General features: G+C 40.6%; 18 protein-coding genes. 7 read left to right on the plus strand and 11 right to left on the minus strand.

Translation table 11 applies throughout. The annotated features are described in order from the left end of the window. The first annotated feature begins 1 nt into the window (after position 1). Entirely contained in the window at positions 2 to 1,444 is a 1,443-nt protein-coding gene (pyk, locus tag AB657_RS13835; RefSeq protein WP_047247028.1) for a pyruvate kinase, read from the plus strand. A gap of 73 nt (positions 1,445 to 1,517) precedes the next feature. On the opposite strand, the gene AB657_RS13840 is transcribed toward pyk, so the two are convergent. Then, the gene (locus AB657_RS13840) at positions 1,518 to 2,042 is read right to left on the minus strand and encodes a PAS domain-containing protein (protein ID WP_047247029.1); all 525 of its coding nucleotides are present in this window, start codon (positions 2,040 to 2,042) and stop codon (positions 1,518 to 1,520) included. Between the two features lie 181 nt (positions 2,043 to 2,223). On the opposite strand from AB657_RS13840, the gene AB657_RS13845 reads away from it, so the two are divergent. The 4 genes from AB657_RS13845 to AB657_RS13855 all read left to right on the plus strand — a co-directional run bounded on the left by AB657_RS13845 (position 2,224) and on the right by AB657_RS13855 (position 4,340). Next, positions 2,224 to 3,072 (plus strand): helix-turn-helix domain-containing protein, encoded by an 849-nt coding sequence (locus AB657_RS13845; protein ID WP_047247030.1) that lies wholly within the window; start codon positions 2,224 to 2,226, stop codon positions 3,070 to 3,072. Positions 3,073 to 3,163: 91 nt separating this feature from the next. Further along, on the plus strand, positions 3,164 to 3,319 hold the full coding sequence (locus AB657_RS18015) for a hypothetical protein (RefSeq protein ID WP_157491755.1): 156 nt from the start codon (positions 3,164 to 3,166) through the stop codon (positions 3,317 to 3,319). A gap of 14 nt (positions 3,320 to 3,333) precedes the next feature. Next, positions 3,334 to 3,885, plus strand: a complete 552-nt coding sequence (locus AB657_RS13850; RefSeq protein WP_047247031.1) for a carboxymuconolactone decarboxylase family protein — start codon at positions 3,334 to 3,336, stop codon at positions 3,883 to 3,885. Between the two features lie 65 nt (positions 3,886 to 3,950). After that, positions 3,951 to 4,340 (plus strand): plastocyanin/azurin family copper-binding protein, encoded by a 390-nt coding sequence (locus tag AB657_RS13855; RefSeq protein ID WP_047247032.1) that lies wholly within the window; start codon positions 3,951 to 3,953, stop codon positions 4,338 to 4,340. 62 nt (positions 4,341 to 4,402) lie between these two features. Here the strand turns inward: AB657_RS13855 and dinB are convergent, their stop codons facing one another. Then, complete coding sequence (gene dinB, locus AB657_RS13860) at positions 4,403 to 5,503, minus strand: DNA polymerase IV (protein WP_047247033.1); 1,101 nt, start codon at positions 5,501 to 5,503, stop codon at positions 4,403 to 4,405. A gap of 28 nt (positions 5,504 to 5,531) precedes the next feature. On the opposite strand from dinB, the gene AB657_RS13865 reads away from it, so the two are divergent. Continuing rightward, positions 5,532 to 6,209: an NAD(P)H-binding protein gene (locus AB657_RS13865; protein ID WP_047247034.1), complete on the plus strand. Its 678-nt coding sequence runs from the start codon at positions 5,532 to 5,534 to the stop codon at positions 6,207 to 6,209. Beyond that, positions 6,196 to 6,663 carry a CYTH domain-containing protein gene (locus AB657_RS13870; protein WP_047247035.1) on the plus strand — a complete coding sequence of 156 codons (468 nt, stop codon included), beginning with the start codon at positions 6,196 to 6,198 and terminating at the stop codon, positions 6,661 to 6,663. Before AB657_RS13865 ends, AB657_RS13870 begins: the two co-directional genes overlap by 14 nt. A 1-nt stretch (position 6,664) precedes the next feature. On the opposite strand, the gene AB657_RS13875 is transcribed toward AB657_RS13870, so the two are convergent. From AB657_RS13875 to pheS, 9 genes are all read right to left on the minus strand, one after another. Next, on the minus strand, positions 6,665 to 7,273 hold the full coding sequence (locus AB657_RS13875; RefSeq protein ID WP_047247036.1) for a TetR/AcrR family transcriptional regulator: 609 nt from the start codon (positions 7,271 to 7,273) through the stop codon (positions 6,665 to 6,667). Positions 7,274 to 7,284: 11 nt separating this feature from the next. After that, a complete protein-coding gene (locus AB657_RS13880) occupies positions 7,285 to 8,688 on the minus strand; it encodes a TolC family protein (RefSeq protein ID WP_047247037.1) in 1,404 nt (467 codons plus the stop codon). A gap of 7 nt (positions 8,689 to 8,695) precedes the next feature. After that, positions 8,696 to 11,845: an efflux RND transporter permease subunit gene (locus AB657_RS13885; RefSeq protein ID WP_047247038.1), complete on the minus strand. Its 3,150-nt coding sequence runs from the start codon at positions 11,843 to 11,845 to the stop codon at positions 8,696 to 8,698. A gap of 40 nt (positions 11,846 to 11,885) precedes the next feature. Continuing rightward, positions 11,886 to 12,971 (minus strand): efflux RND transporter periplasmic adaptor subunit, encoded by a 1,086-nt coding sequence (locus AB657_RS13890; protein ID WP_047247039.1) that lies wholly within the window; start codon positions 12,969 to 12,971, stop codon positions 11,886 to 11,888. Positions 12,972 to 13,067: 96 nt separating this feature from the next. Next, positions 13,068 to 13,550 carry a GbsR/MarR family transcriptional regulator gene (locus AB657_RS13895; protein ID WP_047247040.1) on the minus strand — a complete coding sequence of 161 codons (483 nt, stop codon included), beginning with the start codon at positions 13,548 to 13,550 and terminating at the stop codon, positions 13,068 to 13,070. A 211-nt stretch (positions 13,551 to 13,761) separates the two neighbouring features. Beyond that, positions 13,762 to 14,904, minus strand: a complete 1,143-nt coding sequence (locus AB657_RS13900; protein ID WP_047247041.1) for an AEC family transporter — start codon at positions 14,902 to 14,904, stop codon at positions 13,762 to 13,764. 1 nt (position 14,905) lies between these two features. Then, entirely contained in the window at positions 14,906 to 16,099 is a 1,194-nt protein-coding gene (locus AB657_RS13905; protein ID WP_047247042.1) for a pyridoxal phosphate-dependent aminotransferase, read from the minus strand. 158 nt (positions 16,100 to 16,257) lie between these two features. Beyond that, a complete protein-coding gene (locus AB657_RS13910) occupies positions 16,258 to 16,653 on the minus strand; it encodes a hypothetical protein (RefSeq protein WP_047247043.1) in 396 nt (131 codons plus the stop codon). 30 nt (positions 16,654 to 16,683) lie between these two features. Then, the gene (gene pheS / locus AB657_RS13915; protein ID WP_047247044.1) at positions 16,684 to 17,703 is read right to left on the minus strand and encodes a phenylalanine--tRNA ligase subunit alpha; all 1,020 of its coding nucleotides are present in this window, start codon (positions 17,701 to 17,703) and stop codon (positions 16,684 to 16,686) included. Positions 17,704 to 17,770 lie beyond the last annotated feature (67 nt).

Consider the following 17,770-nt stretch of genomic DNA (forward strand, 5'->3'; position numbering starts at 1 on the left):
AATGCCAACTAACAAGAAGACAAAAATCGTAGCGACCTTGGGGCCGGCTACAAGTAAGAAAGACGTGCTAAGAAGCATGATGCAGGCAGGAGTAGATGTCTTTAGGATCAACTTTTCCCATGCCGATTATGAAGATGTAAAGGAACGGGTCAAAATGATTCGTGAATTGAATGAAGAATTGGAAATAAACACTTCTATTTTGGCCGATTTACAAGGACCAAAATTAAGGGTTGGTGTTATGGCCGGAGAGGTTGTTGTGAGTCCTGGCGACGAAATAACCTTCGTTACCGGTGAGCCTTTTGAAGGTACCAACGAACGTGTTTATATGAATTACAAAGAGTTTCCAAGAGATGTAAAGCCCGGCGAGCGTATACTTCTAGACGACGGTAAGCTTATGTTCGAGGCCATATCCACGAACGGTGAAACCGAGGTAAAAGCAAAAGTAATTCAAGGCGGGCCCTTAAAATCCAAGAAAGGGGTTAACCTACCCAATACCAATATTTCATTACCGGCACTGACTCCCAAAGATATTAAGGATGCCGAATTTGCAATTTCATTGGAAGTAGATTGGATCGCACTTTCGTTTGTTAGGTTCAGCCAAGACCTAATAGATCTTCAGAATATTATCAAAAAGCATTCAGATCACAAGATTCCTATCATTGCAAAGATTGAAAAACCAGAAGCAGTTGAGAATATAGACAAGATAGTTGCCTATTGTGATGGATTAATGGTCGCCAGGGGTGATTTAGGGGTAGAGGTTCCAGCGCAAGAAGTACCCTTAATTCAGAAAAAATTAGTTCTTAGGGCCAAAAAAGCGAGAATACCTGTAATTATAGCCACCCAAATGATGGAGACTATGATTACAAGTCTTACCCCAACTAGGGCAGAGGTGAACGATGTCGCCAATTCGGTAATGGATGGTGCCGATGCTGTAATGCTTTCTGGAGAAACCTCTGTGGGGAACTATCCTGTACAGGTTATAGAGAAAATGGCAAGTATTTTGGAAAGTGTAGAGGGATCGGAACTTATTAAGGTTCCGCACGAACCGCCACATGTACGCACCAAAAGGTATATTACCAAATCTATTTGTTATCATGCGGCATTAATGGCCAATGAAATAAAGGCCAAGGCCATTTCAACTTTAACAAATAGTGGGTACACGGCATTTCAAATTTCTGCATGGAGGCCCAGTGCACATATTTTGGTATTTACTTCTAACAAAAGAATTCTTACCCAGCTAAATTTACTTTGGGGAGTGCAAGCGTTTTATTACGATAAGTTTGTTTCTACAGATCAAACTATAGAAGACGTGAATGCCATTGCTTGTAAAAAAGGCTTTTTAGAGGTAGGTGATATGTTGGTCAGTCTAGCGGCCATGCCAATAAAAGAAAAAGGCATGGTAAACACCTTAAGGGTTTCTGAGATAGAAAACTGTAATTTTTAAAAAAGTACGATCTATTGTAAATAGAAGACCCACTTAATTTTAAGTGGGTCTTTCTGTTTTTATTTGTGTCCAACTAGGCGACTTCCTTTTCAAAGGCAATAAAGTTTATGATCTTTCCGGTTTTGTTAAATATGGGCTGTCCTTGAATATGACAATTATAGGTAGTACCGTCTTTTCTATAATTTACGATTATAACCTCGAATGGCTTTTGGTTTTTTATACTATCGGATACAACCTTAAGCGCTTTTTTACAGGTCTTTTCTCCCTGAAAAATTTTTGGTTTCTGTCCTATTATTTCCTCAGGTCTGTATCTGTTCATTTCCCATATATTTTGAGAGGCATACACGATATGCAAATCAACATCCGTTACAACGATAGTATGTTCTTTATCTATTAGCTCTTCTTCAAAATTTAAGGTATTAAAATTCCAGCGATTGCTTTCGGCCAGGTTTAACAGCAACTTTATATCATTGTTCGAGTTTAAAATTTTATCGAAACAAGTACCGTAAAAATCCCAAGAGTTTAAAGGTAGGGTGTTGATTTTTAGTGTCTTTTGAAATCTATCAACGGCAGCATCGTAATTAATCAGGTCAGACATAGAACACGTTACTTCTTAGTAACCATAAAACTATAAAAATAGAAGGTCCGATTAAAATATTTAATATCGATTAACTCTTTTGTTTAACAAAAGGGCTAATAAAATATCTTTTGGCTTGTAAAGGATGAACAGGAACGGAGACTAAAAGAATAGAACAAGGCCAATTAAAGAAACAAAGAATATGAAATTCGAATTTCATGATCCCAAATTGGGATCTCTTTTTGGGTTTACCGATGATATTAAAAAGTATCAAAATAGCTTTTCTATCAATTCTGGGAACATACAAATTCTTTGGAATAGGAACAAGGTACCGGTATTTTTGTGTATAGATGGTCTTACCATTACTTTACGGCCAAATCAACTTGTGACTACTACATACTTACAACATGTAAGTTTCTCGAATACGGAAGCTCCTTTGATAAGTTTTCTTTTTAATAGGGCCTTTTACTGCATCAATGATCACGACAGTGAGGTTTCATGTAATGGGATACTGTTTTTTGGTACCCAAGATTTGCCGATCATAACTATTCCACCAGAACAAGAGCATAAGTTTACTATACTATTTGAAGTGTTTAAAGAGGAATTTGACACATCGGACCAAATACAGGGAGATATGTTGCAAATGCTATTAAAGCGTTTAATAATTATATGTACACGTTTGGCAAAAGAACAACACTTTTTAAAATCTTTGAATAACGAGCAGATAGAAATAATGCGAAAATTCAATGTTCTTGTGGATACCCATTTTAAAACAAAAAGAAAGGTAAGCGAATATGCCGAGCTTCTTTTTAAGAGTCCTAAGACCCTCTCCAATCTTTTTGCGATCTATAACCAAAAATCTCCACAACAAATTATTTTGGAACGTTTGGCATTGGAAGCAAAGCGACTTATTAGCTTTACCGACAAGCAACATCAAGAAATAGCTTTTGAATTAGGTTTTAACGACCCGGCACATTTTAGCAAATTCTTCAAAAAAATGACGGGCTATTCTCCTTCTAAATACAAACAAACACAAGTGTTAGGTTCATAAAGGGAAAATTGTACAAGTAGTCGGGCAATGGCTCCTAACAAATACCCTTCTTACGGTCGCATCTTTGCAGTGTAATTAAAAACAAAGAAAGATGAAGACACATATCAAGTCTATTTTCAATTTAATCGAAATATTCGGGCAGTCTAAAAAAGAGGTAAAAACAACCTTAAGTGCCAAAACACATTGCGAGCAAAAGCACCATCACGATTTTTACTGTGATGCAGAAAAGCCATACATATCATTATAATCAAAAAAACAGTTATGAGCATATTTAATGTACCTAAAAGAGAAGAAGTATCAAACGAAAACCAGGAAATTTTCGACAATCTTGAAAAAGCTGTAGGCTTTGTTCCAAATTTATATGCCACCTATGCACATTCTGAGAATGCATTGGCAAATTATTTGGCATTGAGTAATGCAAAAACATCCCTTAGCGCAAAGCAGAAAGAGGTGGTGAACCTGGCTGTAAGCCAAGTAAACGATTGTAATTATTGCTTGGCAGCACATACGGCAATAGGAAAAATGAACGGTTTTACCGACGACCAAATATTGGAACTTAGAAAGGGGCATGCCTCTTTTGATACCCAGTTGGATGCATTGGCCAAACTGGCCAAAAATATCACGGAGAACAGAGGAGCAACGGATCAATCGGTTATAGATAATTTTTTGAAAGCCGGTTGGACCAAGGAAAATTTAGTGGATACCATTGTGTTGGTGGGCGACAAGACCATATCAAATTATCTACATAAAACTACCAACGTACCGGTAGATTTTCCAGAAGCAAAACCTTTGGAAACAGTAGAGACATTCTAGATAAAAACAAATAATACATAACATTAGTCCCAATAGTGGGAGAACAAATTTTAAAAACAAGAATTATGAAAAGATTAGTTATAATAATGGTATTGGTAATAGGGGCGATATTCTCAGCGAACGCTCAAGACAAAACAATGAAAGGTTCTACAGAGGTTATTGCGCTAGAGCAGGTACCGGGAGAGTTTACCCAGAAACAAATAACGGTATCTGAAGGAACGTACATTTTTGAGATTTCCAATAATAATGTAGGGCACAACGTCGGTTTTGTTTTGGTAAAAAAAGGACAGGATATTTCGAAGCCCGAGAATCATATTAAAACAGCCTATGTAAAAAAACAGGTTGAGACGGGTAAAACAGAATCCTCCAAGCCTACCGTGTTGGAGAAAGGTGAGTATGTTTATTTTTGTCCTTTGAATCCAACGGCTACAGATAATACATTAACAGTAAAATAATAGTTTTAAAATAGGAGTCTTTAAAGCCGCTGGAATAATTGTACCCCAGTGGCTTTTTTTAGTTAAAAATCAAATTTCAACTGTACCGAAACGGTCTCCTTTTTTTGGGTTTTTGTGTCTTTTTCGGTGTTGAGGTTGGCCAGGGAAATGCCCAGCAAGCGCACCGAATTTTGCAGTTTTTCTTGGTATAGAAGCTCCTTTGCGGTTTCGAGGATCAATCCTTTTTCGGCAATATAGTAGGGCAGGGTCTTGCTTCGTGTATTCAGGGTAAAGTCGCTGTACTTTATTTTAAGGGTGACCGTTTTTCCGGCAATCTTCGATTTTTTTAGGCGTCGTTCCAATTCCGATGCAATGTGGTCCAGCCGTTCCAGCATAAAGATTTCGCTGCTCAGGTTTTCGCTGAAGGTGCGCTCGGCCCCTACCGATTTGGGAATACGGTGCGGTTTTACGGGACTGGTGTGTATGCCCCTGACCACATGGTAATAGTATCGGCCACTTTTGCCAAAGTGTTCTTCTAAAAACTGTTCTGTTTTTTGTTTTAGGTCTTTGCCCGTAAAAATGCCCAGTTTGTACATTTTTTCAGCGGTCACCTTTCCCACGCCATAAAATTTTCTGATTTCCAAGTCCTCCAGAAATTGCAGAACCTCCTCTGGGTTTACGGTCTTTTGTCCGTTGGGCTTGTTCACGTCGCTGGCCACTTTGGCGATAAATTTGTTGATGCTGATACCCGCAGAGGCATTCAGGCCCGTGGTATCGAAAATCCTTTGGCGTATTTCTTGGGCGATCAAAGTGGCCGAGGGGTTCCCCTTTTTGTTCACCGTTACATCTAGATAGGCCTCGTCCAGTGATAGGGGCTCTACCAGATCGGTATACTCGTAGAATATGTTTCTGATTTGATGTGATATTTCTCGGTAACGATCAAAACGGGGTTTTACGAAAATGAGTTCGGGGCAATTGCGTTGGGCGATAACACTGCTCATGGCACTCCTGACCCCAAATTTTCGTGCTTCGTAACTGGCGGCGGCTACTACGCCGCGCTTTGAGCTTCCTCCAACGGCAATGGGCTTTCCGCGCAGTTCCGGATGGTCTAGCTGCTCAACCGATGCGTAGAAGGCATCCATGTCTACATGAATGATCTTTCGTCTTGGAAAATCGTTGGACATGCTGTAAAATTAAGGTATATTTAGTTGGATGGAAACACAAAGAAAAACGGCGATAGTGCTTGGGGCGACCGGGTTGACAGGGGGTATTTTATTACGGCTTTTGTTACAGGACGATCGTTATGAAAAGATAAAATTGTTCTCCCGTTCAAGCATGGGCCTTGTAGATAAAAAGATAGAGGAGCATTTGGGCGATTTGATGCAATTGGAAGAATTTGAAGCCGATTTTACCGGTGATGAGGTGTTCTGTTGCATCGGTACCACCAAGTCGAAAACACCACAAAAAGAAATGTACCGCAAGATTGATTACGGTATTCCCGTAGCGGCAGCCAAGCTCTGTGCCCAAAATGGTATTTCGGGCTTCTTGGTGATATCTTCAATGGGTGCCAATGCCAAGAGCCGCGTTTTTTACAATCGTTTAAAGGGTGAAATGGAAGAAGCGGTACTCCGTGAAGACCTAAAGAACACCTATATCTTTAGACCTTCGTTGATAGGGGGCAAACGTGAAGAAAAACGTTTGGGTGAATGGGTGTTCAAACAACTTATGAAAGGTGTAAATTTGGTCTTGGCCGGCCCCTTGCGGAAATATCGCTCCATAGACCCGGAGACCATAGCAAAAGCTATGATAATGGTAGCGAATACAGGGTATACAAGACCGATCATAGAATCGGACAAAATACATAAAATAGCATCAGGTGATAGAGATTGAACGTAAATTTTTGGTTACCTCCTCAGCGTATCAAGAACAGGCCACTTCGAAAGAGCGAATAGTTCAAGGCTTTTTGAATACGCATCCGGAGCGAACGGTTAGGGTCAGGATCAAGGCAGATTCAGGTTTTTTAACCGTAAAGGGAAAATCGAACGATGCCGGAACCATACGGTTTGAATGGGAAAAGGAGATTCCAATATCCGATGCCGAACAGTTATTGCTTATTTGTGAACCAGGCGTTATCGATAAGGTGCGCTATAATGTACCCGTGGGGCAACATATTTTTGAAGTAGACGAGTTTTATGGCGACAATGAAGGCTTGGTCGTGGCCGAAGTGGAACTACGGGAAGAGGAAGAAAATTTTAAAAAACCGGAATGGTTGGGGAAAGAGGTAACGGGCGAAGTAAGATACTACAATTCGCAATTGGGTAAAAAACCGTTTAAATCGTGGTAGCCTACAATTGAAAGGCCGAGTCGTTTTGGTCTAGATAGCTTTTGGTAGATATACCCCTTAAATTATTGATTATGATATGGTTCAAGAGCTCTTCGGGAGTAAATTTTTCATAGAAGTTCTTGTTTTCGGCGTGCACAATGTATTCCATACGATTGTAATAAAGTTCATAGGTAAGGTCAATATTGACGTCTTTTCTGATCTGGCCTTTCTCCTGCCCACTTAATAGCAGGTCTTTCACAAGAACGGAAACCTCTTTTTCACGAAAATCATTGAACACACGGTAGACATTGGGATAGTATTTTTTTAGGCTTCTCAAAAAATTGGGACTGAAAGATTTAAAGGTATCCAACCCTATCCTGTAAATACCTATTACAGCTCGGATAGGGTCAGATTTTTCCTTTTCTACACAGTCGTTTATTTCAGACCTTAACTTGTTCATAAGAGCCGCCAAACTTTCCTGAATAATCTCTTCCTTGCCCTTAAAGTTCTCGTATATCGTTTTTTTTGATATACCGAGCTCTTGGGCCAGGTCGTCCAGCGTAAAGCGCTTGCTTCCAAATATTGCAAACTTCGAAAGGGCAAATTCCAAAAAGCGGTCCTTGTTGAACATAGGTCGTTATATTAGTGCCATCCACCACCTAGGGAACGGTACAACTCTACTGTAGCAGATAATTGGGACAATTTGTTGTCTACCAAGCTAAGTTCGGCGTTCAATGAGTTTTCCCTTGCGGTCAACAGATCCAAATAGGTTAAGTATCCACTATTTAATAGTTCTTCCGAGTTGGTTTCGGCCCTTTTTAGGGCGACCACTTGCTTGGTAATATAGGCTTCTTTTTCAACCGCTGTGTTGTATTCGTTCAAGGCATCCGAAACCTCCTTGCCTGCAGTAAGCAGGGTCTTTTTAAAGGTAAGGAGCGCCTGCTCTTGCTGGGCCTTGGCCACCTCGTAGGCCGTTCTGACCTTACGGCCGTTAAAGATGGGCTGTGTAAGGCCACCTACAAGGTTGGCGAAAACAGAACTGGCATCGATCCAATTGTCGATCTCCAGACTTTGAAAACCGGCTTGGGCCGATAGGGTAATGGAAGGGTAGAAGTTGCTACGGGCCACATTGGTTAGCTCAAAGCTGTTAACCAAACCGAACTCGGCCTGCATAATATCGGGTCGGTTGCGCAACAATAGCGCAGGAACCCCCAGTTGCATATCGCTTGCCAAGTCTTGGTCGTCAAGGGAACCACGGGTATAGGTCTGTGGTTGCTCTCCCAAAAGAATACTCAAGGTGGTCTCGGTCTTAAAAAGCGAGTTTTTAAGGTCTAACAACTGGCTTTGGGCACTGTACAACTGTGCGGCCGTTTGATCTACCCCGACTTGGTTCGCCTGCCCTGCCTCTTTCAGGGCGGTAATGGTCTCCAAGCTCCTCATACGGTTTTCAATGGTTTCCTCGGTTACGGCAATTTGCTTGTCCAGGGCCAACAATTGGTAGTATATGGACGCTATTTGTGCCACCAAGCTCGTTTTAACCGCTTTGTGTGCGGCCACTGTCTGCAAGTAACTGGCGTCGCTTGCCCGTTTGGTACTTCTTATTTTTCCCCAGATATCGGCCTCCCATGATAGGGTTCCCGAGGCTTCAAATTGATTATAGGGCTGTGAAAAAATACTTCCGAACTGACCGTTTTTACTGGTTTTTGCCGTTCTGGTTGCCGTGGCCGCCCCGTTAATGGTGGGCAGGTAACCTGCTTTCCCCTGTTTTACATAGGCCTCTGCCGCTGCGATGTTCTGCAGGGCAATACGGATGTCGAGATTGTTCTCCAAACCTTTTTCGATATAACCTTTCAGATAGGGATCGGTAAAAAGGTCTTTGTATGATACCGAGGCAAAAGAGATACTGTCTTGGGGCAGTTGGTCGGTACGGTACAAGTTTTCGGTTTCGACCTGCGGCCGCTCATAGGTTTTTGCCGTAAAGCAAGATTCTAACAAGAGCGGAAGCATGGCCACCAACAAGAATTTATTTATAGCTAATTTCTTCATGATTTCTCTAGTTCTTTATTTCTTCGATTGTTTCTTGGGGAGCACCGCTCACCTTTTCTTGAATGGATTGGAAAATAACGTACAATGCCGGTATAACAAAGACACCGAACACGGTACCGATTAACATACCCCCAACGGCACTCATACCTATAGATCGGTTACCTACGGCACCGATACCCGATGATAGGGCCAATGGCAATAGACCAAGGATAAAGGCGAAAGACGTCATTAATATAGGTCTAAGTCGCGCTTTTGCACCGTCAATGGCCGAGTCGATGATAGACATGCCATGCTTTCTACGCTGCAAGGCAAATTCTACGATAAGAATGGCGTTTTTAGAAAGCAGACCTATCAACATGATCAAGGCGATCTGGAAGTAAATGTTGTTTTCAAGTCCTGCCAGGTTGATAAATCCGATAGCCCCGGCAATACCAATAGGTAGCGACAGTATGATCGACAAGGGCAATATGTACGATTCGTACTGGGCGCTTAACAAGAAATAAACGAATACCAAACTCAACAGGAAGATGAGTACGGTTTGGCTACCTGCACTGTTTTCCTCTTTGGTAAGCCCGGAATATTCATAGGTGTAATTGGTGGGCAATACCTGGGCGGCAACTTCTTCGATGGCCTTAATGGCATCACCCGTAGAATAACCTGGGTTCATGGCACCGTTGATCTTCACCGAGCTCAACAGGTTGAATCTACTTACCACCTCTGGACCGTAAATTTTCTTTAAGGATACGAATTGCGATACAGCTACCGATTCGCCATTGCCGTTGGTTACAAAAATATGGTTCAACGAATTTTCGTTGGCCCTATCTTCGGGTTTGGCCTGGATCATGACACGGTATTGCTTACCGAACTTGTTAAAGTCGGTTGTATACAATCCACCATAATATCCTTGCATGGCGTTGAAAATATCGGTAACGGCCAATCCGGCCGATTTTATTTTTTCGATATCGACCTGCAATTCGTATTGTGGGAAATTCGGATTGAACGACGTGATGGCGTATTGTACCTCTGGTCTTGCGTTCAATGCGGCCAAGAATTCGTTTGTGGTTTGCCCTATGGTCAGCCAATCGTCGGCATCCTTACTCTGTAGATTAAGTTCAAAACCTGCGGAGTTTCCGAAACCTCGAACACTGGGCGGGGCGATAAAGATAATGTTGGCCTCTTTAATGGCCGATGCTTTGGCAAATAGGGTTTTAATGGTCGCATCTACCGAAAGAGAATCGGCTTTGCGGTCATCAAAGTCCTGTAGTTTTAGTACGGAAAAGGCGTATGAGCCACCGTTTACCCCGTTCAAGAAACTTCTACCGGCAATGTTCATCCTAGATTTGATAACATCCATGGATTGGTAAATAGAATCCAATTTCTTAACCGTTTTCTGGGTTTTTTCCAAAGTGGTACCCGGAGCCAATGATACGTCGGTAAAGATAATACCTTGATCTTCATTCGGTATAAAACCGGTTGGTGTAGACCTAAATAGGGCTACGGCGATGGCAGAAAAGACAACCAAGGATAAAACTGTTAACCATTTTTTGTTTGAAAAGAACTTTACAGAACCGATATATTTATCCGTCATCGCATCAAATGCCGTATTAAATGCGGTGAAGAAACGTTTCGAAATCCCCTTTTTCTTGTGTTCTTCCGACGGGTTGTGGGGCTTAAGGAAAAGTGCTGCCAAGGCAGGACTCAGGGTTAGGGCGTTTACCGCGGAAATAAGAATGGCAATGGCCAGGGTAATACCGAATTGTTGGTAGAACACACCCGAAGAACCACTGATAAAGGATACGGGAATAAATACCGCCGACATAACCAAGGTAATGGATATAATGGCTCCGGATATTTCCGACATGGCCGACTTAGTAGCCGTTTTGGCGTTTTCCGCACCTTCTTCCATTTTGGCATGTACCGCTTCTACCACCACAATGGCATCATCTACCACAATACCAATGGCTAGGATCATGGCAAAAAGGGTCAACATGTTGATGGAGTACCCAAATAGCGAGAGGAAGAAGAAAGTACCGATAATGGCCACTGGCACGGCAATCGCAGGTATTAGGGTAGACCTAAAATCCTGTAGGAAAAGGAACACGACGACAAATACTAGCAAGAAGGCTTCGATAAGGGTCTGTACCACATGATCGATAGAGGCATCCAAGAAGTCTTTGGTGTTGTACGGGATTACATAGTCGATTCCTTGTGGAAAATCCTCCTTACTTTCCTGTAGGATATCCTGGATGGCGTCGATGATCTGGTTGGCGTTCGAACCCGAGGTCTGAAAGATACCCACGGCGGTACCGGGTTTTCCCATACCTTCGTTCAGGGTACTGTAACTGTAGGCGCCCATTTCAATTTCGGCCACATCACCAAGACGTAAATATTGTCCGTTATCCTGTGCTTTGATGATGATGTTCTCATATTCGGCCTCTTCGGAAAGACGGCCCTTGTATTTAAGTACGTATTCGTAAATACCATCGGCATTTTCACCGATTTTACCTGTGGCCGCCTCAAGGTTTTGCTCGCGCAATGCCGCTTGAATATCGGATGGCATAAGTTTATAGGCCGCCATTTTTTCGGGGTTCAACCAAATACGCATCGAGTAATCCTTGGCACCGAACACGGTAACGTTTCCTACCCCTTCTATACGTTGCAACTTGGGCACCAAATTGATTCGGGCATAGTTTTCGACAAAGGTGGCGTCGTAGTTTTCGTTCTCCGAAAATAGGGAGAAGAACATTAGGGCACTTGTCTGTGCCTTTTGGGTAATTACCCCGGTGTTTATTACGGCCTCTGGCAGTACACTATTGGCGCGGGCCACCCTGTTCTGAACGTTTACGGCGGCAATATCGGGGTCGGTACCCAGTTTAAAAAATACGTTTATATTGGCGGATCCATCGTTACTGGCGGTAGAAGTCATGTACAACATGCCTTCTACCCCATTGATCTGCTCCTCCAATGGGGTAACAACACTATTGAGCACCGTTTCGGCGTTTGCACCGGTATAGGTAGCTGAAACCTGTACCGTAGGCGGTGCAATTTCAGGATACTGTTCAACGGGTAGGGAGGTCAGTCCTAAAATACCCAGAATGGCAATAATGATCGATATCACCGTAGATAGTACGGGACGATCTATAAATTTTTGAAACATTGTTCTCTATTTATGGATTATGGAATGTATGTAGTGGTTGTTATTGGACAGGGTTTATGGTCATTCCGTCCCTTAATTTGGCAACACCTTCAAGAACTATTTTGGTTCCTTCCTCAATTCCCTTTTCTACAATAAACCCTTTTTGGGTGTTCGCCACTATGTTTATGGGCATTGTAGTGATGGTATTGTCGTCTTTTAGTACATAGACCAGTTTTTTGCCTTGAAGGTCTATGGTGGCCTCCTGTGGAATTTCATAGGCACCTCCATAAACAACCGGCATCTTGATCTTTCCGGTACTACCACTGCTTAACAAATTGTTTTTGTTTTTAAAATCGGCCCTTGCCGTTACACTTCCGGTAGTGCTGTTGATTATAGAATTGATCATGGCTATTTTTCCGGGTTCGGGATATTCTTGACCATTGATCATAACAAGGGTTACTTCGGGTGCGTTTTTAAGGTCAATACCGTTATTCTCGTTTTTTGGCATAGACTCCTTTAGGGCCAAAAGCTCTTTTTCGTTCAATGAAAAATAAGCACGTACCTCACTCACATCCGATACGGTAGTTAAGGGCTGGGTCATAGTTGAACTTACCAAAGCTCCTGTTTTATAGGGAATTTCACCGATGTAACCATCTACCGGACTGGTAATTCGCGAATAGCCAATGTTAGATGCAATACTCTCATAATTGGCCTTGGCCTGGGCGAGCTGTGCTTTCGCCGTTTCCAGTTGTACCTCACTGATGATGTTTTTTTCAACGAGGGGCTTAAGTTTATCTACCTCTACCTGGGCGACGTTTACCGCTGCTTTGGCAGCGTTTGCATCTTGGTTAAGGGTTTGGGTCTCCAATTTAAAAAGCAATTGTCCTTTTTTAATTTTCTGACCTTCTTCAACATATACTTCTTGTATAAAGCCGCTTACTTTTGGCCATATTTCAACATTTTGCTTGCCTTCTAGAGTTGTTGCAAATTCGTTATAGATAGTGATGTCCTTCTTTTGCAGTTCGCCCACCTTTAAACTTGGTGGCGGTGGAGCAGCGGCTCCTGCCTGCTTTTCAGGGGTGGTTCCAAAACAGGAACTTAAAAGAAGACCTGCACTTAATAGTCCTATGATTGATAATTTCTTCATTTTTTAGATGGATGTTTGTATTTGATTAATATGTATCTGTTAAGGTTTTGTTAATTCTGAATGTTCGGAAATAAACGAACTATAAAGACAAAAAAATTATTCCTGTGTATTCTTTAAATCTTCAATAGCCTTTCTATATATTGCTTTCGTATCTTCAACGCATTTCATGTATATCTTCTTCTTTTCTTTGTTGGCTTCATGTTTTTGTGGATTATGTACTATGTTATAGCTTTCAACCTTTTTTATCATTTCCAACTCTTTTTCCAATTTTTTGAGCACGGCATTCAGTTTTCCGATAAAAAAAGCGTCTTTGTTGGCAATCTTGAAATATCTTTTTCTGTCTCCCGACTTGGTAAAATATTTAATAAAATCCATTTGTAACAGTAAGTTAAGCGATGTGGAAACCGAGCTTTTACTGGCACATTGTTTTGTTAGGCAATCTTCAAAAGTAAGTCCGTCCTCTTCAGTAATTACCAAATTGGCAAAAATTCTTGCAGCCAATGGAGGAAGGGAATATTCCGATTCAAAATGAACCCCTAGCTCTTCTATTAACTGCTGTTTGGCTTCTTCTTTATTCATAATTATGAAATAATTGAAGACACAAAGGTACAGTTAGTTCGGAAATAAACAAACCAAAAGAACTTAAATTTTATTAAAGGATATTAAAATTGTTTTGTCATATAATAGAAACTATCCGATTTTATCTTATAAAAAGTGTTGGATCAAGTCTGTTTTATATGATGTAGAACCCGTTTAGTGCCGCTTTTGATTTGGGGTAGTTTTAATGAAGTTAAGAGGTTTCGGTACTTGAGGTTTTGTAGAGAATTAAATTGGGTTTTTTGCCACGTTCTTTCTTTTTTAATTGAAATACCTTTTTCAGTGCGAAAGGGGTAGTTCCCACTAAAAGAAAAATAGAGCCCAATGCCATTATGGTGTAACCATTTGAGAATAACTCTCCACTGGATAGGATGGCCAATATAAATATGGTAGATAGGGGAAAGGAAAGGGCAAGAATATTTACCCCGAACGTTGAATTGAAAGTTTTTTTCTTCTTTTTTATACCTTTTTCCTGGGCATCGACAACAGATATATGGGAAAACGGCCAAAAGCTACAAGCACTGAGCCCAAAACATAGAAGCACCAGGATGTCTTGTTGCACCGTAATATTTGCCATAACGACAAAAATCCCTGAAAGCATGGCCACAAACCCTGCCCTTAAGAACAAAAGAGAAAATATTTTATAGATCTGTTGCTTTTTGATTTTTACGGCAAGGCCAATAAAAAGAAGCACCAAAGGAGTCATTATTACACTTAGTCTAGTAATGGTATCGCTGATAAATAATGGCAATGACTCCATATTAAAACCGAAAAATACCAAAATCAAGGCAATGACTATAAAGATATTTACAGGTTCGGAGATCATTGCCACTGTTAGGGATTTTAATTTTCCGGCTTTTGATTTGGCTTTAATAGCTCTCTTGCTATAAAACCAATTCATGGCCACCAGATATAAGATGATAAGTACAAATACCTTGTTGCCCAAGTCTGCCATTGCCGCCTTTGCCAAATAATCTTCTCCTAAAAACTCCAGTACAAAAGGGAAACATGAAAGACCGGGGGCTAAAGAAGGCACGAGTAGCCTTGCTGTTCTATATTCTGGTGAATTATGTTTAATGCCCGTTAGAGGCATTAAATACGGAAACAGTGAAAAAAGAATAATGTTTAAGGTAAGTGCCAAAAATGGTAAAGAAAGTAAAGCACCATCTATCTTAACCCCTATCAATGCAATAAATATTGTTGCCGGTAAGGCAAGGTTGAGTATGATTTTCTTGATACCGGAAAGCTCCTCTTTTGAGTTGAACTTTATTTTTAAAAGAAAACCGATACCAATAAAAACGATAAAGGTAATTGTCTTTTGTAGGGTTAGATCCATCTTATGCAAGAACGTCGGTTAACGCTGCCGTAAAAATTTTCATTTCGTCCATGGTTCCCATACTTACCCTGCACCAATTCTTGCCCATAAACTCGAATGCTCTAACCCCTACCTTTTTTTCTGTCATTTTTTCCAAAAATAGTTTGCCGTCCATTTCTATGGGAAAAATGATAAAACTAGTGTAAGAGGTAACATAGTCATAGCCTAATTGTTTTAAGCTTTTATAGACATATTCCCGTGATTCGGCATTTTTGGATCTAGAGGAATTTTGAAAATCAGGATCGTCCATACTGGCTAATGCCGCATATATGGAAGTATACGAGATACCCATACCGCCACGTGTAATTTTTTGTATTTTGTTTAAGGTAGTCTCTTGTGCCACAATATACCCTACCCTTAAACCGGCCATACCATGAATTTTTGAGAAAGTACGGGCTATGATTACATTTTTACCCTCATTGATCAATCCGACCATACTTTGTTTGGTTGCGTCTTCTAAGAAGTCTAGATATGCCTCGTCTACAAACACAGGTACTTTTTCTGAAACACGGGAACAAAAGTCCAATAGTTCTTTACTATCGGTTAGGCTTCCGGTAGGGTTATTGGGGTTACATATATAAACTAGCTTGGTGTCTTTATCAATGGCAGCTTCCATACCTTTAAGGTCGTGCGACCAATCTTTTTTTAGAGGAACGGGTTTCCAGTTAGCTCCGGTGGCCTCTGCTACACGAATTAGGGACATATAGGAAGGGTCGGCAGAGACTACATTGCCACCATCCATAAATAGAACCATGGCGGTCTTTTCCAATAGGTCGGAAGAGCCAGGGCCCATCATAATGTTTTTGGCTTCTACGCCTTCTTTTGTCGCAATTTTATCAATAAGGGCAAAAAGTTCTTTCCAAGCGTACCTATTTCCTTTTGTCGCTACTTTTTTTAAGGCATCAATAGCTTTTGGCGAAGGACCGTATGGGTTTTCGTTGGCATTCAATTTTGCCAATAATTTTGACTCTTCAGGAAATTTTTCGGGAAGATATTCTTTAAAGAAGGGACTGTACAAGGCATTTCCGTCCATATCTAATGGTATAGACGCTTTCGTGGTCTCCGCAATGCCCAAATGCGGCAATAGCGTAATTCCACCTGCGGTTAGTAGTCCTGTTCGTATCCAATCCCTACGATTTAATTTACTTGTTTCCATTAGTTCTTCTGGTTTAATTGCTATAGTTACTAAAAGTAAAACCAGAGAACGCAAAAACCTATCTGAATAATGTAAAAATCAGATAGTTATAATAGGTATTGAGAATTAATTGATGATTATAATTGTCAATATCGCAATTAGAGTGTTAAAAAAAGGGGTTATTTTGCGAAAATCCCATCCTTTTCTATGATGGGTATTGTAATTGTATTTGCCTCGTTAACGGAATGTTTTTTAAAAATGAATTTTCTTTCAAATAGTTTATTATCAGCGTAATAAGTGACGTAAAACTCATTGTTTAGGCGAAGAACATCCTCTTGTACCAACTCAATTTTTTCATATGATTTGGCAGCGACCACGCCTATGGCATGGCGCATAGTGGAAGTTTTTACCTTCTCATCATAACCTTTAGAGACAATTAATACCATTTCTATCGGTGTTGTTCTATTGTTTATGATGTAGGCATTCCAATCTTTGGATAAGAATTCATCGTTCCATTCTAGAACCAATGCCACATACACGTCTTTAGAAACTGGTATATCTATGTCTTTTTTCAAAATTTTTCGAATTTTTCAATTCATCCCCCCTTATAAAGAGCTTTTGAACTGTTCTAAAAAGCGAACATCGTTTTCGCTCAACAAGCGTATGTCGGTTATTTGATATAGAAGCATTGCAATACGGTCTATTCCTACACCAAAGGCAAAACCAGAGTATTCTTCGGGATCTATTTTACAATTGGTAAGTACATTTGGGTCTACCATACCGCAACCTCCTATCTCTAACCATCCAGTACCTTTTGTAATTCTGTAATCGGCTTCTGTTTCCAGTCCCCAATAAACATCAACTTCGGCACTAGGTTCCGTGAATGGGAAATAGGAAGGGCGAAGTCTAATTTTCGATTTCCCAAAAAGCTCTGTAGTAAAATATTGAAGTGTTTGTTTTAGATCGGCAAACGAAACATCCTTGTCAATATACAAACCTTCTACTTGGTGAAAAAAGCAATGGGACCTAGCGGAAATTGCCTCGTTTCTATAAACTCTTCCCGGAGAAATGGTTCTAATGGGAGGTTCGTTGTTTTCCATGTAACGCACTTGAACAGACGATGTATGTGTACGTAAAAGTATATCCGGATTTGTTTGAACAAAAAAAGTGTCTTGCATATCCCTTGCCGGGTGATATTCCGGAAGGTTCAAAGCGGTAAAATTATGCCAATCATCCTCTATCTCGGGTCCTTCGGAGACATTGAAGCCTATTCGAGAAAAAATATCTATAATCTTATTTTTTACGATAGAAATAGGATGTCGGGCGCCAAGTTCTATAGGATTTCCCGGACGTGTGAGGTCACCGAATAATTTTTCTTGAGAGCTACTGTTCTCTAGAGATCGTTTTAATTGATCGACCTTTTCGGTGGCTGCATTTTTTAACTGGTTTATAGTTTGGCCAAAATCTTTCTTTTGTTCGTTCGGAACATTTTTAAACTCGGCGAAAAAATCGTTTAAGATTCCTTTTTTTCCTAAATATTTAATTCTGAAAGCTTCTACTGCGTCTAAATCAGTTGCGTTAAAAGCTTCTACTTCAGCTATATGTTCCTTTATCTTATCTATCATCAGAATTGATTAAAGAGGCAAATTTAAAACTTTTAAAAAAGGTAGGGGGATGTTTTTGTCGGTTTTG

Origin of the sequence: Maribacter thermophilus (genome assembly GCF_001020565.1) — a bacterium.
Classification (GTDB): Bacteria; Bacteroidota; Bacteroidia; order Flavobacteriales; family Flavobacteriaceae; genus Maribacter; species Maribacter thermophilus.